Source organism: Ktedonospora formicarum (assembly GCF_016587355.1).
Lineage (GTDB): Bacteria > Chloroflexota > Ktedonobacteria > Ktedonobacterales > Ktedonobacteraceae > Ktedonobacter > Ktedonobacter formicarum.
Window position 1 is genome coordinate 29,117 of the sequence record NZ_BNJF01000010.1, and the last position, 21,132, is coordinate 50,248.

General features: G+C 52.6%; 19 protein-coding genes and 1 pseudogene. 16 read left to right on the forward strand and 4 right to left on the reverse strand.

Annotated features, from left to right (window positions below; translation table 11 throughout):
* Positions 1-46: 46 nt before the first annotated feature.
* The gene (locus K3T82_RS44510; protein ID WP_220199890.1) at positions 47-667 is read right to left on the reverse strand and encodes a uridine kinase family protein; all 621 of its coding nucleotides are present in this window, start codon (positions 665-667) and stop codon (positions 47-49) included.
* Between the two features lie 279 nt (positions 668-946).
* On the opposite strand from K3T82_RS44510, the gene K3T82_RS44515 reads away from it, so the two are divergent.
* Positions 947-3,286: a glycoside hydrolase family 65 protein gene (locus K3T82_RS44515; RefSeq protein ID WP_220199891.1), complete on the forward strand. Its 2,340-nt coding sequence runs from the start codon at positions 947-949 to the stop codon at positions 3,284-3,286.
* A 71-nt stretch (positions 3,287-3,357) separates the two neighbouring features.
* On the opposite strand, the gene K3T82_RS44520 is transcribed toward K3T82_RS44515, so the two are convergent.
* Complete coding sequence (locus K3T82_RS44520) at positions 3,358-3,738, reverse strand: cupredoxin domain-containing protein (RefSeq protein ID WP_220199892.1); 381 nt, start codon at positions 3,736-3,738, stop codon at positions 3,358-3,360.
* A 242-nt stretch (positions 3,739-3,980) separates the two neighbouring features.
* Between K3T82_RS44520 and K3T82_RS44525 the strand changes: the two genes are divergently transcribed.
* The 6 genes from K3T82_RS44525 (at position 3,981) to K3T82_RS44550 (ending at position 7,853) form a co-directional block, all read left to right on the forward strand.
* Entirely contained in the window at positions 3,981-4,172 is a 192-nt protein-coding gene (locus K3T82_RS44525; RefSeq protein ID WP_220199893.1) for a DUF1275 family protein, read from the forward strand.
* A gap of 404 nt (positions 4,173-4,576) precedes the next feature.
* Complete coding sequence (locus K3T82_RS44530; protein ID WP_220199894.1) at positions 4,577-4,858, forward strand: hypothetical protein; 282 nt, start codon at positions 4,577-4,579, stop codon at positions 4,856-4,858.
* Positions 4,859-4,940: 82 nt separating this feature from the next.
* Entirely contained in the window at positions 4,941-5,486 is a 546-nt protein-coding gene (locus K3T82_RS44535) for a hypothetical protein (protein ID WP_220199895.1), read from the forward strand.
* 80 nt (positions 5,487-5,566) lie between these two features.
* Positions 5,567-6,016 carry a hypothetical protein gene (locus K3T82_RS44540; RefSeq protein WP_220199896.1) on the forward strand — a complete coding sequence of 150 codons (450 nt, stop codon included), beginning with the start codon at positions 5,567-5,569 and terminating at the stop codon, positions 6,014-6,016.
* Between the two features lie 185 nt (positions 6,017-6,201).
* A complete protein-coding gene (locus K3T82_RS44545) occupies positions 6,202-6,792 on the forward strand; it encodes a hypothetical protein (protein WP_220199897.1) in 591 nt (196 codons plus the stop codon).
* Between the two features lie 170 nt (positions 6,793-6,962).
* The gene (locus K3T82_RS44550; RefSeq protein ID WP_220199898.1) at positions 6,963-7,853 is read left to right on the forward strand and encodes an adenine nucleotide alpha hydrolase family protein; all 891 of its coding nucleotides are present in this window, start codon (positions 6,963-6,965) and stop codon (positions 7,851-7,853) included.
* A 272-nt stretch (positions 7,854-8,125) separates the two neighbouring features.
* On the opposite strand, the gene K3T82_RS44555 is transcribed toward K3T82_RS44550, so the two are convergent.
* Positions 8,126-8,689: a hypothetical protein gene (locus K3T82_RS44555; RefSeq protein ID WP_220199899.1), complete on the reverse strand. Its 564-nt coding sequence runs from the start codon at positions 8,687-8,689 to the stop codon at positions 8,126-8,128.
* 339 nt (positions 8,690-9,028) lie between these two features.
* Here K3T82_RS44555 and K3T82_RS44560 point away from each other — a divergent pair, with 339 nt between their 5' ends.
* From K3T82_RS44560 to K3T82_RS44570, 3 genes and pseudogenes are all read left to right on the forward strand, one after another.
* Positions 9,029-10,750, forward strand: coding sequence for a DEAD/DEAH box helicase (locus K3T82_RS44560; RefSeq protein ID WP_220199900.1), 1,722 nt, complete (start codon positions 9,029-9,031; stop codon positions 10,748-10,750).
* Between the two features lie 90 nt (positions 10,751-10,840).
* Positions 10,841-13,501 (forward strand): bifunctional DNA primase/polymerase, encoded by a 2,661-nt coding sequence (locus tag K3T82_RS44565; protein ID WP_220199901.1) that lies wholly within the window; start codon positions 10,841-10,843, stop codon positions 13,499-13,501.
* Between the two features lie 174 nt (positions 13,502-13,675).
* Positions 13,676-15,975 (forward strand): annotated as a pseudogene (locus K3T82_RS44570) (DNA polymerase).
* Positions 15,976-16,078: 103 nt separating this feature from the next.
* Here K3T82_RS44570 and K3T82_RS44580 read toward each other — a convergent pair.
* Positions 16,079-16,621, reverse strand: a complete 543-nt coding sequence (locus K3T82_RS44580) for a hypothetical protein (RefSeq protein WP_220199903.1) — start codon at positions 16,619-16,621, stop codon at positions 16,079-16,081.
* A 456-nt stretch (positions 16,622-17,077) separates the two neighbouring features.
* Between K3T82_RS44580 and K3T82_RS44585 the strand changes: the two genes are divergently transcribed.
* The 6 genes from K3T82_RS44585 to K3T82_RS44610 all read left to right on the forward strand — a co-directional run bounded on the left by K3T82_RS44585 (position 17,078) and on the right by K3T82_RS44610 (position 21,097).
* On the forward strand, positions 17,078-17,353 hold the full coding sequence (locus K3T82_RS44585; RefSeq protein ID WP_220199904.1) for a hypothetical protein: 276 nt from the start codon (positions 17,078-17,080) through the stop codon (positions 17,351-17,353).
* A 329-nt stretch (positions 17,354-17,682) separates the two neighbouring features.
* The gene (locus tag K3T82_RS44590) at positions 17,683-18,843 is read left to right on the forward strand and encodes a hypothetical protein (RefSeq protein WP_220199905.1); all 1,161 of its coding nucleotides are present in this window, start codon (positions 17,683-17,685) and stop codon (positions 18,841-18,843) included.
* A gap of 24 nt (positions 18,844-18,867) precedes the next feature.
* The gene (locus K3T82_RS44595) at positions 18,868-19,380 is read left to right on the forward strand and encodes a hypothetical protein (protein ID WP_220199906.1); all 513 of its coding nucleotides are present in this window, start codon (positions 18,868-18,870) and stop codon (positions 19,378-19,380) included.
* A gap of 20 nt (positions 19,381-19,400) precedes the next feature.
* Positions 19,401-19,778, forward strand: a complete 378-nt coding sequence (locus K3T82_RS44600; RefSeq protein ID WP_220199907.1) for a hypothetical protein — start codon at positions 19,401-19,403, stop codon at positions 19,776-19,778.
* A gap of 147 nt (positions 19,779-19,925) precedes the next feature.
* Positions 19,926-20,600, forward strand: coding sequence for a C39 family peptidase (locus K3T82_RS44605; RefSeq protein WP_220199908.1), 675 nt, complete (start codon positions 19,926-19,928; stop codon positions 20,598-20,600).
* Positions 20,597-21,097 carry a glucosaminidase domain-containing protein gene (locus tag K3T82_RS44610; RefSeq protein ID WP_220199909.1) on the forward strand — a complete coding sequence of 167 codons (501 nt, stop codon included), beginning with the start codon at positions 20,597-20,599 and terminating at the stop codon, positions 21,095-21,097. The genes K3T82_RS44605 and K3T82_RS44610 overlap by 4 nt, the downstream gene beginning before the upstream one ends.
* Positions 21,098-21,132 lie beyond the last annotated feature (35 nt).

Consider the following 21,132-nt stretch of genomic DNA (forward strand, 5'->3'; position numbering starts at 1 on the left):
TGATTGTTGTTTGGCTCGACCTTGAGCAATGTCTTTGGGGATACCTCTATGCCTCATTGCTTACGACAATATCAAACGATGAGCGCGGGCGGATATAGGTGAAATAGAGATCTTCCGCAGGGTCCCATAACCTGTGCCATCGACTCATGAAGTCTGGACCTTCCCGAAGGATGAGGCGCTCGCGGCGAGTTATGTCGTTAACTTCGACAAGAATTGCCAGATCGACAAGATCAGCGAGTTCGGGTCGCGCGGAATAAGCGCCATCTAGAAGGATCACCGGAGCGGGTTCGAGTGTGATGGTCTCGTCTTTCCAGCCAACCCAGCCTCTCTCTGGATGGAAGTCAAGCGGGTGCCAATGGGCTGGTCTTTTCGCAAGCAGAGGCTCCAATACTTGCTTGCGCATTCGCTGCCAGTCAATGACTTTAGCGACTTTCTCTTCCGCGCTAATGCCGGACCAGACATCATCATCGCCCCCAGAATAGAAGTCATCTCCCACGACAACCACACCATCTCCATGCTTCGCGAGTTCATTCGCGATGGTCGATTTACCAGTGCCGCTGCGACCATCAAGCGCGACCAGCACTGGATTCTTATGGCGCAACAATTGGTGAATATCAAGCAGAATCGCGCCGGGCGCGGATTGCTGGTTTCTCTGAATCTCTTTCATATGCCTGAGTATACAGCATCGAACGTGTCTTTTAAAGATATACCCTTGGCTGGGTGCTGTATGTTAATGTGTTTCTGGCTCAAGATACTTGTTGGTGATTTCGTTATTATGGCAGACATAGAGAGGAACGAGGAGAGCTGATGACGCATCAACACTTTCTCTCTGTCAATCGTGATCGTAGTTGAGATCGTCACACAGTCGATGAGGAAATGTTAGAGTAGGACCTCATGTATGTTTGGCATATTGCCTCTGTGAACCATTGGAAGGAGAGGGCCTGCGATGATTCAGCATCCAGCCTTTAGCGTTCTGGAGTGGAGCGTCCTAGAGAAGAAATTGCACTTAGATATCCTGGCACAAACAGAATCTATTTTCGCACTCTCAAATGGACATATAGGGTTACGAGGAAACTTAGATGAGGGTGAACCTCATGGTATCCCTGGAAGTTATCTTAACTCGGTCTATGAGCAACATCCCATTCCTTATGGTGAAGCTGCATATGGGTATCCGGAGGCAGCCCAAACCATTCTCAATGTGACGAATGGTAAAATCATTCGCCTGCATGTGGAGGATGAGCCTTTTGATATCCGTTATGGAACTCTTCACAGCCACTCGCGCGAACTGGATCTTCGTAGTGGTATCCTGCGCCGTCATGTTCGTTGGACTTCGCCTGCCGGGCAAACGGTTAAGGTGTCGTCTACTCGGCTTGTGTCATTTACTCAGCGAGCAATTGCGGCGATCTGCTATGAAGTCGAGCCCATTGATACACCCATGCGCTTTGTTCTTCAATCAGAACTGGTCGCCAACGAGGCGCTTCCAACCGCACAGGTAGATCCTAGATCCGCCAGTGTAATGACGACCAGGCTTGAATGTGAGGAGCATTATGCAAGGGAAACGCTTGGGGTTATGGTTCATCACACTCCTACTACTGGGTTGCGTATTGGAGCGGCAATGGATCATGTGATTGAGGGGCCAGCTACCCTCACGGTCGATGCTGAGAGTTCGTCCGATATCGCCCGTATGACGATTACAGCACAGGTGCAACCAGGAGAACGGATACGTCTGATTAAGTTTCTGGCCTATGGTTGGTCAAGCCTACGCTCACGGCCTGCTATCCACGATCAGGTGATCGCTGCGCTCTCTGCAGCGCGCGTGACAGGGTGGGAGGGATTACAGCGAGAGCAGCGCGCCTATCTGGATGAGTTCTGGTCAAAGGCGGATGTTGAACTCCAGGGAGACTACCAGATCCAGCAAGCGGTGCGTTTCGCGCTCTTCCATGTCTTGCAGGCGGGCGCGCGCGGCGAACGCCGACCGATCCCCGCGAAAGGGCTCACAGGTCCAGGCTATGATGGTCATACCTTCTGGGATACGGAAATATTTGTCCTGCCTGTGCTCACGCTGACATACCCTTCTGCGGTTGCCGACGCCTTGCGCTGGCGCCATGCCTTGCTTAAGCAAGCGAAGGAGCGTGCTCGTCAGCTTGGTTTGAAAGGAGCGGCCTTTCCCTGGCGCACCATTGCGGGTCAGGAGTGCTCTGGGTACTGGCCCGCGAGTACAGCCGCGTTCCATATCAACGCTGATATCGCATATGCCGTTGTTCACTACATGGAGGCGACTGGTGATCTCGCGTTTGAAAAGGAAACAGGCTTACCTTTGCTTGTTGAAACCGCACGGTTATGGCGCTCGCTTGGTTATGAGAACCAGGATGGTCATTTCCGCATTGATGGCGTAACTGGCCCCAATGAGTATAGTGCCCTTGCCGACAATAACGTGTACACCAATTTGATGGCGCAACTCAATATGCGCCGCGCTGCTGAGACGGCGAGGCGTTATCATCAGAGAGCACAGGCTCTTGGAGTCGATGACCAGGAGATTGATAGCTGGCTTCAGGCCGCTGAACACATGTTTCTGCCTTATGATGAGCGCCTCAAGGTTACTCCACAGGATGAGGCATTTACCGCTCACGAAGTATGGGATTTCGCGCATACCGGCGCCAATCAATACCCATTGTTTCTTCACTTCCCCTATGTACATCTCTATCGTAAGCAGGTGGTGAAGCAAGCTGACCTCATTCTCGCCATGCAGTTATTCACCAACGCGTTTTCCGCTGAACAGAAAGCCCGCAACTTCGCGTATTATGAGCCACTAACTGTACGCGACTCCTCACTCTCAGCGGCCTCACAGGCGGTTATCGCCGCCGAGGTAGGGCAAATTCCGCTTGCCTACGACTATCTGAGAGAGGCCGCGCTTATGGATCTGTATAATCTGGAACATAACACGCAGGATGGGTTACACATGGCTGCGCTGGCAGGGTGTTGGACTGCATTGGTCGCAGGGGTTGGGGGACTGCGCAGTCAAGATGGTGTACTTTCGTTCAAGCCACGCCTGCCGGAAGCCATAACCTTCCTGGCCTTTAGAATTCACTTTCAAGGCCGCTGTTTCCGTATCGAAATTGAGCAGGATGAGGCAACCTATCGACTGCTGGATGGCGAGCCATATAAGATATTCCATTATGGAGAGGAGATACTGATATCGACCGATACATCCATGACCTGCCCAATACCTGCGATGCAGGTTGAAGAGCGATTGCATCAACCCCCAGGCCGTTCCCCTCTGGGGTAAGTCTCTGATGGTTGTGTAGCAGGTTGATCCATTCCCTATTTGGTCTCCAGGTGAAGGATGTTGACATATTACTAAGTGACAGTGACCGTTAAATTCATACCAGGATGAATGGTGCAATAGAGCTGGAACGTACCTGCTGTGTTAAATGGGCCGACATTTTTGGAGTCGTTACCCGCGAAATTCAGATTATTGACAACAGGAGCACCAGATTCAATAAATGGTTTGGCTGTATTCCCTTGCCAGGTCCCATTGGAGATGATGTGCGTTGAAGATGTGGTATCGACCAGGGCTATACTCTCCCCTTTTTTAATGGCCACTTCTTTATCAATAAAATCTGAGGTTCCCATACGAGCTTTTGTGCTCGCTTGAACCTGCATTTTAATAGAGCATGCTCCTGCAATCAAGGTGAGCGATGCTAGGACGAGCAGGAAGAAGAAGCTTCGTTTATACATGTGCGCCCCTCTCTTGAATCGTATAAGGAAATCGTGAGATGGACTACCTCTCAGTCAAGGAGTGGATCGTGCTTCCATATACATCTAGAAGCGGAGTCGGTATGCTTTGGTGACCATCTGAGAGGCTAGTGAAGACACGTTGTTATTCGCGCAATAGCATGTTAGATGATATCTATCTATACTATATAGTGTACTCTTGCTTGATAGAGATGAGCACGACAGGTATAAGAGAGGATGTCTTCATGCGACAACCTGGGACTCGTTTGCAAGCTACAGCGCATTTATCGCTCTCAACTGTCCAGGGGCGTAATGCAATGGTTTTGCTGCTCTCATGTGTCTCAAGTAGCATGGACGCAATCAGTTTCCTGCTGTTGGGTCGTGTCTTTATCGCAAACATGACTGGTAATGTCATGTTTGCCCAGTTTGAAGGCTAATTGAGCACTCTTCCACACCACAGCAAGAAACATTTTTGTGCTTTTTAAGCATGGAGTGAGCATCTACCACCACCATTTTTATTCTCTTGTGTTACGCGGGATTCTTTGGCGTTTGGTGTCGTTGGTGTCAAATTTGGTGTCATTTTCAACGAAGGGGAAGCCGCCAAAGATCGGCTTCCCCTTCGTTGAAAAACAAAGCGTAATGTTCTGATAACCTCTAATAAACAGTCGCAGCCTGAAATGCTAAGCCATTGCTGTTTCTTATTGCTATATCTTGTTACACTCCTTTGACAGCTCATACAAGAATTGTTATTCTTTGAATACAGCAATATCCTCCTTAATGATAAGCAATGGAGTGCGAAACGGAAGGTTGTAATGCTACTGATGACTGTAAGGAGGCAGGCATGGCTAATCATTTAAAGCTTTCCAAAGCGTTGTTTGAATGGGATATCTCAGGCAATATTGTCATCTTTAGCAATGGTGATGGGATACGCCTATCGGCTACAGAAGTAGTTAGGCTCAGTAGCTGGCTTAATAAACGGCCAATATCAGAGCAGTTGATTCTTAATCAGAGGCGGTTTCAAATGGGTAAAAAAGAGCATTTGACCATTTTGAAAGAGGGGCTATCGATCTACCTTTCTACTGAAGATACGCGCCAACTTACCCAATGGCTCAAGAGTAGTTGATGCATGGTATGACTGCGCAGAAAAGAGTAAAACCCCTCCAGGTCATAGGACGCCTGGAGGTTTTTAATAATGGAGGCCACATATGCAATCACAGGAAATTGAAGCATACCTTGCCGAGCTCGGGCAGGAACTGCAAGGACTTGCTGTAAAGCGACCCATCCGCATCCTTCTCATTGGAGGCGCATTCATGTTAACCCAGCTTCGCAACAGAGTAGCAACAAAAGATGTTGATGTGCTTCTCAAAGATACCGTTGACTCACCAGCCTCACCATCCTATCTGACGTTCAAAGCTGCTATCCGACAGGTTGCGAATAGGCACCAGATTCCACCAACCTGGCTCAATGATCTCATGGGAGAATTCCTTCATACAATGGGGACTGTACCAGCTGGAAGGTTGTGGCGTCGGTACGGCATGTTAGAAGTGTATATTCCACCCAGGAGATACATCCTGGCGCTCAAACTTTTTGCTGGCCGGGACAAAGATCGGGAGGATATTCAGGCACTCTGCAAAGATTTGGGTGTTCAGACTCGCAAACAAGCACAAAATCTCCTGGACGAATACATCCCTGATCGGCGCGTTCAAGAGCTTAACGACGTTGAAGAAACGCTTGATGATTTTTTTTCCTGAGCACCAATTGTTTCAGTACAGTAATGTTACAATATATGCAGGCAGTCATTAGCAGTGTTTTACCAGGAAGAGAACATCTCATGGGAGAATGGATACAGTCTATAGCCGATACCTATAAAGCTATTTGTGCTGGAGAAGCCCCATGGGTTGCGCTGGGAAATTTTATGAATGCCTGGTATGATTATGCCAAGGATCAGCGTGAAGCACTGGTTTCTGAGTCCCTTCCTGCTTTAGCAACCTCTTCTCTTGAACAGCGACGGTGGGCTGCTTTCTGCGTTGCTTCCGTGGAGTACCTTTGCCAACGTTATGGCCTGCACTGTCCAGATTGGGTTTATCAGAGCCAGTATTCTTTAGTAGAGCCCTGGTTTCATGCAGTAAACCCTCATAAGCCACAAGTACGGGCTCGCCTCATTGAAACCACCCCAGAACCATTTACCAGACGTAATATCTATTGCGGCAACAAGATGTTTGCCAACAAATATGAGTTCGCTGCGCAGGCTGGTACAACCTCACCCAACCAGGCAATCTGATCACTGGCGTGTGCGCTCTCGCTATCTCGCTGGCATTTCTGGTCCTGCTCGTTACTGGGGCTTTGTACGGTAGACAGAAGTAGGAGCCGCGCGAGCCCTCATATACATGCATCGAGAGTTTTTCTTACGTTCTCTTGGAGGAAATATAAGGACGTTTCTTGAAGCTAAACGATGAGCCAATGAATATGATGTTACCCAATGAAGCAGGAACATCTACGACAGAGAGTCGGTGCCCACGGCCCATAGGGCTGCGGCACCGACTCTCTTCCCCTTCACATGCTTGGGAAACACACCTAGGCGATCCGCCGGAGGATCGCTGCGATGTCGAGATACAGCTTGTAGTACCCCAGTGCCAGAGGCTTCAGCTCTTTCTGATGCTGAGGGTACGGGGTCGCCTTCACTTCCCGGAGGTCGCGCTCAAATCGCAGTTCAGCGCACCGCTCGAAGAGCTCTGCTTGTTCCAGAGGGTGGAATTGACCCGCCAGAGTGCTGGCCTGCATGTCCAACCAGTCGAGCTCGCCATCCATCGCGTTTCGGCCATGGGTTCCGTACCTCAAAGCCAGCACGAAGTATTCTTCTGCCAGCCTGAGACGCCGACGGTCAGCTTCAAGCAACTGCCCCTCGGCCTGCCGCCTAGCCAGCCATTTCATTATCACAGCAATCCCTTCTCGGGTAGTGCTTCCAAGTATCGTGAAGTAGTCGCTCTTCTCCGTCTACCACCTTGCTTTAATAAAAGAAGGGAGCCAGAGCAGAAATCACAAGTGCCATCAGTATAACATACATTTCCCTATACATAGATCTATTAGTGACACTTTGCTAGCTGTGGAAGGAGGGCGATACATCAAGTCAATAAACGGAGCAAAAGCCTATGTAAAGTTGATTTTGAGGAATTGAACCAACCCTTATAACACACACGCTATAAGGGCTTTCCTTTTGAGGTCGAATTATGAGCCAGTCGGTTCTCAATGAATATGTTGTTGGCCTGCGTCAGGCAACACGGGTGATCGTCTCGACGAGTGGCGGCAAAGATAGTGTCGCCATGTTGCTTGAGGTCCTTGAAACGATCCCACGCGAATTGGTCATAGCACATCACCAGATTGTCCTTGAAGACTGGCCTGGAACGGTGGAATATTGCAAGGCCACTTGCCAGCGGTTAGGCGTTCCTCTCTATTGCACCCAGGCAACCTATAGCGGCTATGAATGCCTGCACTGCCATCACTGCTATCTCATCTCCTGTGCCAGTTTGACGATACCCTGGTGTCGTAAATGCGGTTCCTATCGTGCTCGATATCTGCGTCAAGTAGAAAATGTGCTTGATCTGGTGGAGTGGCGGCAGGCATGGCCCCCTTTATCGGTTCGCTTTTGCACCTCCTACTTTAAGCGTGACAATTTCAACGCCTGGGCCAGAGCCAACGCGCAACTCCTTGGAGAGCATCCCGTGATCTGCTTGGGCGAACGCGCCTTAGAATCTCGTAACCGTGCGAAGTTGCCTGTGTGGCGTGGGCGTTCTGGTCTCAAAAAAGGGTGGATGCATGAGTGGCGACCTGTCCTTTCCAGGCGACGGATTGAGGTGTTTCAGAAGATGAGGGCTTATGGCATTGAGCCTCACTACTGTTATGAACTGCAAGGAATGACCGAGCAGGACATGTACGAAACAGATATTGAGGGCGGCGCGCGCATGTCCTGTGTGATGTGCTTTCTCAAGAGTCCGGGACAGTTACGTACAGGCTACTATACCCAAGAGGGCAGAGCAGTTATGGAGAGGGTGTTGGCTGTGGAGGCGAAGACTGGGCATACCATTCAGCATGGCCTTGCTCTTGCTGAGATATTGGCATAAGACCAGGGGCACGGAGGAAGTGCCCCTGCCCGCTATAGTCGCTATTCTTTTATGTCTGCTAGTGATACCACTGCCATTATTCTTCCATTACTGGCTGTCATTCTACTACCGGGAGAACCAAAGGAAACGTGGCCCAAGGGCGCCTGCATCGCACCGGAAATGAATCTTGAACCGCATCGGTAGATGACTGAATGCTCAACGTTGCCAGTACCGCCATAACAGCCAGGTACAGTGCTACCACTACCCTGGGTACTAGAACTAGGTCGAGTTTGCTACTGTCGAGCCATCCACTGTTGCCAGTCATGCCATACTTGCGGATTACCGCACCGGAAACGGGCGATTGAACCACATCGATAGATGACTGGATGCTCAACGTTGCCAGTACCGCCGTAACCACCAATTCCAGTTCTGCCACCCCAGCCGCCATGATCAGTCCCATACCGACCCAGGTAGGAAGGATAGCGTGGTCCAAGGACGACTGGACCGGGGATATAGCGTGGTCCAAGGATGACTGGGCCACCGGGAAAAGGTATCGGATAACGTGGTCTAACAATGTCTGGACCTTCAGGATTAGGGTAGTAAATGCTGCCAGGGTTGTAGAGTGAAGTACCAGTATTCCTTACAAGTTCTGTTCCAGGATTGTAGAGCGAAATGCCAGTTTGTTTGATGAGTGAAATGCCCCCTCCATCAGGTTGGGACTTTACAACTTTGTCTGGCATTTTAGTTGTTGTACTAGCGGCCGATACTGAGTGTGCTGCACTGATTATCAGGAAGAGAGCAAGCAAGCCACTGAATGCAGGAAGGCAAATGAATTTTGTACACACTAACAGCTTCATTAAGTACCCCCTTTTGCCGAGATGCGCGTAAATACGCTAAAAAATCTCGATAAAGCAAAAACGGCAGGTGAATTTCAAATGGCCAAACACTACAAAACACTCTTATCAAGGTCTCTTTTTTTTTATAAAAGGAGAGACAAACTCAAGAGACATTCAGAAATCAAACAAAAATCCCCATATCGGCTTCTCAAGATACCCCAGAGGGGCACATGGGTTTTCTGTTGTAGCACGTTCTTGTAGTTTGGGCGCGGCCTAGTAACACGCGATCCTCTTATTGCATCGTCAAAAGCCCTTCCAGTCTTTCCTGGAGGGCTTTTTGTATGAAAGGAGCCTTCGTCTATGCTTTCGGATCTCTCGCCCCCTTCGTCACCGCTTTCACTCATGCTGCGCCCCTACCAGGAGGAATGTGTACAGCAGGTCCTGAGTGTGCATCAACAGCGCCCTAAAGGAGGGAAAGCCTTGGTCGTGCTCCCTACCGGCTGTGGGAAAACCATCGTCTTTACCGAAACCGCACGACGGCTCAAGGTGAAGACGCTTGTCATTGCCCACCGCCAGGAATTATTGCAACAAGCAGCTGATAAGTTCCGCCTGGTCGATCCTACCGCAGTGATTGGTCAGATTGGTGCAGGGCGTCATGAATGGGGTGCTCCTATCACTGTCGCCTCTATCCAAACGATCAGCAGGCCCGAACACCTCAAGAACCTGAAACAGTGTGGCTATCAGCTGGTCATTATCGACGAGAGCCATCACGCGGCGACTGATGCCTATAAAACGGTGTTACATGCTCTCTCTGATGCGTTTGTCCTTGGTGTCACAGCAACCCCGGATCGACTCGACAAACAGCGTATTGAGTCTCTCTTTGGCGAGCCCGTCTTCTCGACCACTATCATTGAGATGGTCGAACAAGGGTACCTCTGTGATCTGCGTGCCATTGCCATTCGTACCGTAACCTCCCTGGATGCTGTTCGGACTCAGGGGGGCGACTTCAAGACCCGTGAGCTTGAAGAGGCCGTGGACACACCAGAGCGCAACCTGCGTATCGTCCACGCTTACCAGGAGCATGGCAAAGACCGTCAGGCAATCTGTTTTGCCGTCACCATTGAGCATGCCGAGCATCTGGCACAAGCCTTTCAAGCGGAGGGTATTCGCTCGGCTGTGGTGAGCGGTGAAACGCCGCCAGAGGTACGTAAGCGCACGCTTCAGGCATATGCGCGTGATGAGCTTCAGGCGCTCTGCAATGTCAGCGTGCTCACAGAAGGCTATGACCATTCTGCAACCTCCTGTGTCATCATGGCGCGCCCGACCAAGTCACGCGCTCTCTATGTACAGTCGATTGGACGGGGAGCTCGACTGGCCCCAGGCAAGCGGGATTGTGTCATCATCGATGTCACGGATAACTGTCTGAAACATCGCCTGCAACCGCAAGTCCTCCAGTTGGCCCTTGGGCTGGAAACCCGCAATGGGGAGAGCCTCACCGAGGCGTGCCAGCGCCTTCGTGCTGAAGCAACTGAAACACCAATCTCCGCACAGGAGGAGCGTGGCGAGCAGACGACAAAAGTGTCAGCACGGACCACCGATCTCTTCGTCAATATCCTGGCCCCTATGGACTGGAAACGCCTCAAGAGTGGGGCTTACGCGCTAGAAGTTGGCGAACAAAAACATCGTATCGCCCTTGTGCCATCAGCCCTTAAGACTGGTTACTACGCAGTCTGGGCCAAGCTCGCGCCCGATTTCAAGCCCCAGCAATGGTTGAAAGAGTCGCCGTTAGAATGGGCGCAGACACATGCCGAGATGAAGGCGTGCCTCTTACAGACCAGCGCGAAAAAGCGCGTCCTGGTGGATAGCAACGCCCCCTGGCGCTCCTATCCTGCCTCCGTTAAGCAAGTTTACCTGTTGCGCAAATATGGCATCCCCTTTGAAGCGGAGATCACGAGTGGGGAGGCATCGGATCTCATTGGGGAGGAGAAAGCCAGACGCGCCCAAGCCAAGGCTGAGCAGAGCCCTCCTCCACGCACCACGAGGACCAAGCGAACCACCTCACGAGGCAAGGTGACCGCGTGAAGCCCCTGACAGATGTACAGGTGCCATCTCTACGTTCTTCGCCTCTCGCCATCGTTCCGTCCCTCGTTGAGTCTGAAAGGAAGGTCTACTATGCTTCTTACTCCACCGCGAACTGCCGTTCCGGCTTGGGCAGATCTGACTCCCTCCCAGATCGCGCGTGATGCGCTGGAGCGGTTGGGATGGTCTGTCTTTCCTCTCGATGCTGAGAAGTGCCCTCCCCAGCTGGGGACGTGTTATCCTGATGGGACGCCAAAGCGTCTCGGCTGGAAATCGCTGCAAACCCGCCATGCATCGCCCAATGAATTCCAGTTCTGGGAGCGGAGCTATACCCCTCCTCTCTGGGCTATCATCACCGGGCAGATCAGTCATCTCCTCGTGCTCGACTTCGATGGGGAAGCAGGACAGGCAACACGCGAGGCGCTTGGGCTTGATCCGCACGTCCGCACTGGCTCTGGTGGGATACACGTCTACCTTGAGCATCCAGGCTGGCATGTCCCAACGCTTAACAGCAAGAGTACGCGTGAGCTGGGAGAGCGCTGGCCGGGACTCGACATTCGCGCTGATGGTGGCTACGCTGCCTTTTGTGGGCAGAGTAGCAGCGGCCCGTATGTCTGGCTTCGCGAACCTCGACCTGATGCCCTCGACTGCCTGCCTGAAGATCTGCGAGCGTTTCTTGGCCTCCTCCATCCTCCTCAAGAGCCTTCTCTCTCAGAGGAAGGGGATATGGCGAGTGGGGCTGAGACCTCACTCGTTACCACATCAACGCTGCTTGCGTATGCTCTCACTCGCGTCCGTGAACAACAGCAGGGACGCAACGATACGGGGTTCTGGCTCGCGTGCCAGTTGCGCGATAATGGCTATAGCCTTGACGAGGCGCGAGTAGCGATGCAGCAATATGTGAAACAGGTGCCCAAGACCAACACCAAGGGCAAGGAAGCACCTTATACCATCGAAGAAGCCAGGGCGAGCCTGACGAGTGCCTATGAGTCTAAGGCGCGTGATCCCTGGGCACCTCTCGACGAGGCGCAACCTGCGACCGGAAGCTCCCAAGGAGGAGGCAACGGATCAGGAACCGTCACCACAGGTACGGCGACTCCTGAGGAACCGGATGAGCCACTCCCAGAAATTATCATCAACGGTACACAACTCCGTGAGCGAACAGATCAGGCCATTGAAGCCATCATGCAGCAGGAATGTCGCAAACCGTCTTTGTTTCTCCAGTCCTCGCGCATGGTCCGCGTGAGCCGCGACGAGATGCGACGCCCGGTCATTGCCCAGATGGGTATCCCTGAAGTTAAGGAGGTCCTGACCCAAACGGCTAACTACTTCCGACTGCGAAAAGTTGCTGGGGAGGATGAGTCCTATGAGAAGATACCCATCTCGCCTCCCAGAGAATTGGCTGAACAGGCCCTCGCGCGCCAAACCCAGGCTCCCTACCTTCCTTTCCCTCCGCTGGCCGCTATCGTGGAGACGCCTGTCATTCGCCCCGACGGTTCGATTCTCGATACGCCAGGGTATGACCCTGTGACGACGCTCTGCTATGCACCAGTGCCTGGGATGGGATCGTGCAAAGTCTCGCTCAATCCTACCACAGAGGAGCGAGAAGCGGCCCTGGCCCTCCTCTGGGATACCATCGGCGAATTCCCGTATGTAAGCGAGGCTGACAAAGCCAATGCCCTGGGGATGCTGCTCACACCGATCCTGCGCCCAGCCATCGCGCGCCACGTACCACTCGCCTTGATCGACGCACCCAAACAGGGAACCGGGAAAGGCTTACTCAGCGATGTTGTGTCTGTGATCGCAACGGGCACAAGTGCAGCCATCCTCACCATGTCGGATAGCGAGGAGGAATTGCAGAAGGCGATCACGTCCTTGCTACTAGAAGGCTCGACCATTATCACCATTGACAATATTACCGGCCGCCTCCAATCCAAGCATCTGGACGGTGTGCTTACCTCGACGACCTGGAAGGGACGTATCCTGGGGCAATCAAAGATGACGAAAGTGCCACACAGGGCTACCTGGCTCGCGACAGGTAACAACATCAAACTGGGGGGCGACCTCGCGCGTCGCTGCTACCGCATTCGTCTGGACGCCAAAGTCTCGCGTCCCTTCATGCGTAAGGGTTTCAAGCATGAGGACCTCCTTTCCTGGGCCACAGAACATCGTGCCGAGCTCGTCGAAGCGTTGCTGACGTTGGCGCGTGCCTGGTTCGCGGCGGGGAACCCTCGCTACTCGCATCTGCCAGCCCTGGGCACCTTTACTGGTTGGGTCAACACTGTTGGCGGCATTCTTGAATATGCCGGTGTTCAAGGCTTTCTCTCCAATCTGGAGCAGCTCTACCAGGAAGCCGATGAAGTTCCAGCGCAATGGGAGACGTTCCTGCGCTCCTGGCACAATCTCTTTGGAGATGAAGGCGTCACTATTAAAGAAGTGATCGCTCGTCTCTCAGAGAGCGAAGATATGGAAGCTGCGGGAAGTGCGGGAAGTTGTGAAAACATTTCGCTGTTTGATGCGCTTCCAGAATCACTCCAAACAGCGATGAAAGAAAAGCCCCATAGCTTCAGTATACGCCTCGGAAGGGCGCTTGAGAAGTGGATTGACGCACGTTTTGGGGAGGAGAATTTTCGCCTCGAAAAACAGGTGAATCCCCATCGAAAACTTGGAGTATGGAGAGTTTTGCGGGAAGTGGCGGAAGTTATATCCGTTCCATACGAAGAGAATTCTGGAGGAGAAAGAGAATATATATAAGAGCGGCTACAACTTCCGCCACTTCCCGCACCTGCGAACATGTCATCAGGCAGCAAACCTCACGCATAGGCCCTACAAGCTGAATGGCCCCTCTTTCTACGGGAAGCGAATCATGGAGTTTGCGGGAAGTTACTTTGCAACTTCCCGCAAACTTCACTTGGAGAGATATCACCCATGCAAACACAAACATTACCTCCTGCTGCTTTCCTCCAAACCCTTCAGGATCAAGGTATTCGTGTGACATTAGCGGGAGATCGCCTTCTGGTGGAGGCTCCACGAAAAGGTATGATCACCTCAGAGCTACGCGACCAGCTCACCCAGAGGAAGGCAGAATTCATTGAACATCTTTCAACTCCACCAGCTCCTAACCCAGTGCTAAAAACGATAGGAGTGTGTTGCCAGTGCCAGCAGCCAGCAACATGTTGCAGTGACCAGGGAAAAACCTATTGCGAGCCCTGTCGCATGGAGGCATCACGAACCCAGTGCGTGGCCTCACCTTCTCTGGTGTGCGTAACCTCTGCTCCGTTCTTCTTACAAGATATTGCGAGTATCGCTTCCTGGGCCCATGTCCATAAAAGCGTCGTGGTCGATCTGGGCCTTCATGAGCACCAGGATCGCGTCGTCGCAATCATGTTGGGTCGAGCAGGGCGCGTTGCCGTTATTGATATGCGACCCTACTACGGCCTTCCAGTCGAGGAGCAGGAGCTTTGGCGTGATGCGCTCCAGTATCTGTTTCACCTGGATGGCGTCACCTGGATCGCCCATAACCTGAAGTTTGATTGGAAGTTCCTGGCGACGCATTGCGGCGTCCACCTGCCCCATGTCTATGATACGATGCTCGTTGAGCAGCTCATTCACGGTGTTAGTCTCAATAGAGCAGGCCTGCGCGAGACTGCGACGCGCTACCATCTGACTGTGACCAAAGAGGCCCGCTCCTGGTTTCCTGACCTGCATACGAGGCCTGATGAATGGGCCGCTCCCTTTCCTGCCGAGCAACTGGTCTACATGGTACAGGATATTGAGATTCCCTACGCCATTGTGCAGCGACAACGAACATACATCCAGGCGATGGCGCTCTCCCAGGTCGTGCAGCTCGAAAACGAGGCCGTCCCAGCGCTCGCTGCAATGGAAATGCGGGGAGTGTATATCGACGGCGAGCGTTGGCGTGGTATCCTCAAACGCAAACGAGAACGTCAGCAAGCGCTAGAACCACAGCTCATTGAAATGCTTGGCGCAGCGCTTGACCATGCCAACGAAGACTATCGCGCTGCGCTCCTGGGAGAAGAGAAACGGCTTGTGGAGGAGTATCGTGCGCACGCAGGCAAGAGTACCTGGGAGGCGTTCAGAAAGCAAGGGCTCACCCGGTGGCAGACAAAACACAAGAAGCCGCCACAACCCAAACAGAAGGGCGCAATCAACCTGGCCTCACCAGCCCAACTGCTGGCCGCCCTCAATGCCTCTGGTATCCCCGTCACCTCGACCGATGAGGAAACGCTTGGACCCTACGCTCCACAATTCCCGGTAGTTGCCTTGCTATTGCAGTGGAAAGAGCTCCACAAGTTCGCAAGCTCCTTTGGCGAAAATCTGCTTGCAATGGTGGATACCGATGGGCGATTGCGTACGGACTATGCCCAGATTGGTGCAGTCTCTGGTCGCATCATTTGTAGTAAGCCCAATCTTCAGCAGATCCCGGCCGATGAGGAGGAGAGCCAGGAAGAACCAGTGCGCCGCTGTTTCATTGCTCCCCTGGCTATCGTATCCTCAAGGCAGACCTGAGTAACATCGAATTGCGGATTCTGGCGGAGATCGCGAGGGATCAGACGATGCTGCGTCTCTTCGCTGAAGGCAAAGACTTGCACGCCGAGACCGCGAAACTGATGTTTCGCCTTCCGCCAGAGACCGACACCAAGAAACATCTGTATAAAGGTGTCCCAGTGCGAAAGATCGCGAAGACCATTAACTTTGGTCTCGCCTATGGAATGGGCGCGCATGGCCTGGCGGACCGAGCAGGAGTGGACATCACAACAGCGAAGGACCTGATCCACACCTACTTCAATACCTACAAGGGGATCGCGCGTTGGCTTCCGCAGACCGCGAAGAGGGCGCTGGCTCAAGGCTATGTAGTGACGCTGGCCGGGCGACGACGCGAGTTTCCATCGGTACCAGATGGCCTGGACTGGAACCGAGAGGTGCGCGCCATCGCTGAAAGATCAGCCAAGAACCACCCTATTCAGGGCACGAATGCGGATATTCTCAAGCGTGCTCTGGCGCTTCTGTATGCAGCACTTCCAGCCAACGCACACCTGATCTTAGCAGTGCATGACGAGATCGTGGTGGAATGCCCAGAGGCACGTATAACCGAAGCGGCTCAGGTGATGCAAACGATGATGGTACAGGCTTGCCAAGACTTCTTGCACGTAGTCCATATTCCTGAGCCAGAGGTGCTTATCGATCTCTACTGGCGGAAAGAATAACCCGCGTGTTGCGCAGTTCGTGGAAAGAAGGAAGTTCTTAAAGGGGGGCAAGAGCAATATGTCGGGGAGAGGCCGTTACAGGCCCCTCCCCGACACACAAGCATTACTGCTTGCTGGTGCCCTTATCGAGCTCCGTATAGGCGCGGGCGAGTTTGGCTTGGCGCTTCTTACGCAAAACCCTCTCTTTTTTTCGATACACCTTCGATTCGATCTCAGCTCGCTTCTCTTTGTACCACCAATACAGATCACTTATGTCCGCATTGGGGTCTTGGGCTCGGCGCTTGGCGAGCTTGGCCTTATAATCGGCCTTGAGTGGCTTGTAGGCCACCTTTAGGGCCGCCTTGAGCGGCTTGACACCGTCGTTGTACTCCTTGAGGATCTCCAAGATCTTGGACTGGAACTCCTTTCCGTAGATCTCTTTGTAGAGTTCAGCAACAGCCTTGTCGCTTGACTCATCGAGGAGGTTCGTGGCCTCCTCGTTGGCCTCAACAAGATCGTCGATGTCAGCCACAGGGTTCTGCGCCAGGCGCTCGGCGACCTTGGCCTCGTGGTCGCTCCAGAGTTGCTTGAGAGCAGCTGCAAGCGCTGCTTCTATCTGCTGAAATTTTGCCTCGAACAGTGCATCCTTGTCCAGTTTCTGCGACATGATTCCTCCCAGAATCATTGTCGAATTTCCCAATGGCGGTTGCCATGGGAAAATGGAGGATTCCTGGCTTTGTTCGTTCGCTCTCCGCACACAGAGTGCGATCTGAGCAGACGGTAGCAACTCACCTCCTCGCCAATCCCTTCTTGCACACAATTTCTGCGGCTCGTATGATCGCGAACGCTTGTAGCAGAAGGAAGATCTTGTAATCTTTATTAAGACGATTGGCTAGTCCTGATTTGAGACAACTTTCATGCAGAAATTCCCCTGCCAGAACAACTGGTATGATTTTGTGTTGCCCTAAAAAGTAGTTGATGCTCCAGTACATATATAGAAGAAGGCTTTTGGAGTGTCCTTGTCATCGCACCGCGTGAAGCGGCCGTCCCTTCCGCGCTCAGAGGAACGGTCTCATGCCTGAACACGATGATTGACGTGATTGAGCGCAAGGAGGAAAAATCTATGTTATCAGACGCCGAAGTGAAGCGCTTGGAGACCCTCTCTGAGGAAATGGTGAAGTCGATTGAAAACAGTGGTACGTCCAGTGAAGCAGCCGTGGTCTTTGGGAAGATTGGCCGCGCCTGCTCCAGGGCACTGGCTCAGGAGGCCGGGCGCAATGCCTTACGCTCCGCACGCTCCCAGCATACCAACAAATTCCAGAGCGCGCGCCAGACCCGCATGCAGGCACGGAAGAGTGGGAACGGCGTCCTGCCACAGCCACAACGAGCACAGGCATAATAGCGTTGAGCGTCACCGAACCAGAAGAGATCACCGAGCTTCCCTCTCTCCTTGGAGGGGTACCTTCCCATACATCGCGCAGGAGCAGTGAAGGCTCGGTGATTTTCTCCTCAGTTTTCTGGGCAATTTCTCGGAGGCGCATTTTCGCACGCCTTTTTGAACATCATTTGGTGAGACACCCCTGAGACCACCTGAGACACTCATACAACTTTTGTGAGAATGGAGGCGAGATTAACGGTACATATCCGGTACATTTACCAGCCAAACTGGTACCTTTAACATTTTGCCTCTCCTTTTTTCAGCTGAAAATGAGAGGGAGTTGTTCATCCATGCCACGCATCGACTTTTTCAAACAAAAATACGATGAAAGCACCGTTCTTGAACGGGCTAAGAAGAGAGCGAAGAAGAATCTTGAACTTCAGCGTGTTATCGAAATCATCTACTTTGATCCGCAGGTGAATGATAGAGATATTGCGCAATCGCTCTCTAGCATTTCCAACACCGCTACTCATCCCAATGAAGTGAAATTGCGGTTACATCCTCAGGCACAACGCCTGATTGATCAGGAGCGCTCCAAGAATGCCTCCCAAGCACTTGCTCCCTCAGATACAGAGGCACCAACAATGCAAGGGAGCCAGGGCCAAGAGGATGAATCTGTGACGATTAATGCGGATGTCACGGAACTACCAGGTACCTCTATTGATAGTCTGGAGGCAGAGGCTGTGCGCATTGTGCTCAAAGCCCATACGGGCGTCTCGCTCAATGCGCGGATGAAGAAATGGATCATCTTCATCTTCAAAACCTTTGCGCCCTTTGCAGTCCTGTGTCTCACCATCCCTGAGAGCATCTGGGTCTTTAGCCACATCTACTCCAAGTCCGATCAGACGCTGGAGATTCTCACAGGTGTCTTTGCCATTCTGGTAGATTTTGGCTATCTCTACCTCACGGTGCTGCTTGAATTGAACAAAGAAGCGATCTTCAAACGACGCCGTGCAGGACTGGAAGTCGAAGAGCATGAACTCAAAGCGGTACGCCTGCAGGAAAAGCTCTGGTGGATGGTTGCGGTCATGGATATCAGCGCCCAGGTGGTTTTCCTCTATGGGGCAACCAAAGATTCTACCTTCTTTGATCAGCGAGTCGTGTGGGTTCTGGTTGCCATTCGTATTCTTTCGCTGTTCATCACCATGTTTGTGGTGTCCTTTGCGGGAACGGAATTGATGACCGATGTTGATACCGTTGCCAACGAGCAGGTGGAGCGTGCCAATAAACTGCAACGCGTGATGAGTACTCTTGGCGAGGCCAGGGCAAAGCAGAAAGAGGCGCGTATCAAATTGGAGCAAATGGAGGAAGACCGCAAGCTTCGCAGAGAGGGTGAGAAATTCTTAACGGAACTCTACTCGGATGCACGCGAGGAAGCCAAACGGCAGCGTGAAACCATGCGGCGGATGCGCAATCAGGGAGTCTCTGCGCAGGATGACACGCTCCACTAGCCACAATGAAGGGAGGACACGGACATGCTCTTATGCACTCGTCACCAGATCCTCTCTGTTTTGCAGTCCAGTGCCTATACAACGGGAGTGCGTCAGATCAATGATGGTCCTGGTCATCGTATCCGCATCCACTATAAACGCGGGAAGATTGATAGGGAATTTGAATGTGTGGTGCTGGTGCGTAGTTCACACTGGTACGAGCATCGCCTCAACCTCTATGGAATGGGGCTGATTGAGATGGTGGTGTGTGCCAGGCATGACAGCTGCCTTCCCATCCCTGTCTGGTCTGTGGAAGAAGCCAAAGTCTATAATCCTGGCGAAACCGCACATCCTCTCTCAGCGCTTGAAAATAAAACCTTTCGAGGGTCTCGCTCGGGGCATGCGCTCTTTCTCGCTGCTCTTCTCACCCAGAAACAGGAGACCCTCACACTTCTCGAAGACGAAGAACATATTCCACGCTCGACGCGCTATCGTCTCAAGGCCAAAGTCCGGGCCTACGCCAATTTAAAGCGTGGAAGACGCCTCACGATTGAATAGTTTACAAGGAGAGACACACTATGGAATGGATTCTTTTGTTTCTTGCCATCTTCGTTTTGCTCTATGTCTTGATGGTCGTCAGTCAAGCACAACGGTTGAAAGCCCAGACACGCCCCTTTCCCTCAGAATGGAGTGCGAGCTTTATCCACTCAGTGAAAAAGACGCAGACCTCGCTCTGGATCGTCTGGACGATGCTTGGAGCACACGCAGTCGCATTCCTTCTCCCCTCGATGATAGGAGATAATCCGGGCATGCGATGGTCTGCGTCAGTGTTTGCTCTGTTCGACCTGCTAGGTGCCATTGTGCTCTACGGATTGTGGCGGTGGACCAAAACGCTGATCCGTCGAGCCGCGATAGGGGCACGAAAAGCCCGCTTTCCAGAACAGTACGACGCCTAACGCGACACCGGCTCTCGCACAGAGAAAAGCGGTCTTCTAGTTGCCTTGGAACCACATCTAGAATGACCGCTTTCTCTGTGTAGGCCCCTATGAACCCCACGTATGCAAGTATAGCATGGTGGTGTTTTCTTTTTGGAGGGAACCCATATGCAAAACCTTGCCAAGAACACGTTGTTGTTTCTTCTGCTTGTCGTGGTGCTCTTCATCTTCTGGGGATACCTACAAATATCCCCTTCAACCATACGGGCACAGTCATCCACAACCAACGCGACACGTACAACATCACAATCCAAAGGCGCACACCATCTGGTCAGGATCAATCAGTGGGACGTGAGTCAGTATGCCAACCAGCAGGAGTATGAGACCTGGCATCTCTCGACCTGCTCCACCGCGTCCCTGGCCGTGGTCATCAACTACTATACCGGACGAGCCTACCGCATTACCGATATTCTCCAGGCACAACTGGCAGCGCAGGCGATCTCGGTGCAGCTGGGTTTGCTGGACGAGAATGGCATTGCACGTACAGCTGCGCGCCTTGGCTTGAATACAGCCATTAGCCATGTCCATAGCCTCGATGGCCTCATTGCTTTTGCCCAACATGGACAGCCAACCATTGTGAGCTTTCCACCACCATTTCTCGATGGGGGGCATCTCCTGGTTCTGGTCGGAGGTGATGCCAGGAGCGTCCACCTCATGGATTCCTCTCGCCTCAACATGCAGACCATGGACCGGGCGACGTTTCTGACGCACTGGCGAGGGTTCAGCGCCCTCCTCGACCCGAATGACGAGACCAGCACACCTCAGAAGGAGGTGCACGCATGAGCCTCTCACGCCTCTGCCTGATTGGGCTTCTCTGCCTCGTGGCCTTTGGCCTCGCGGCGTATGTCGTGGCTCCGGGCATCACAGCGTCTGGACGAGCGCAGACGACACTCTCACTCCAGACGGAAGCCTATATTGTCACCGGGAAGCCTACCATCTCTGTCGCGAAGCTCGATCAGATCCTGTGTGAAACGTACAATGGGGTTCGCCCCAAGGCCTGCCATTCCGGGCAGGATCTCTACAATCTTGGTATCGAGTATGGCATCGATCCCATCTTCGCTCTCGCCTTCTTCAGACAGGAAAGTACCTATGGGACCTCTCCCCTGGCTCAGAGAACATTGAACCTGGGGAACATGCGGTGTGCAGGCTATGCAACCTGCTATGAAGGCTTTCGGGTCTACGCTGACCTTGCGGAGGGATACAACGACTGGTACCGGCTCATTGCCCATGGGTATGTGAATGGGGAAGTCTCTTCACAATGCCCCTGCAAGGATGTTTGACGCCATTGTGCATGTCTATGCGCCCAGAGAAGATA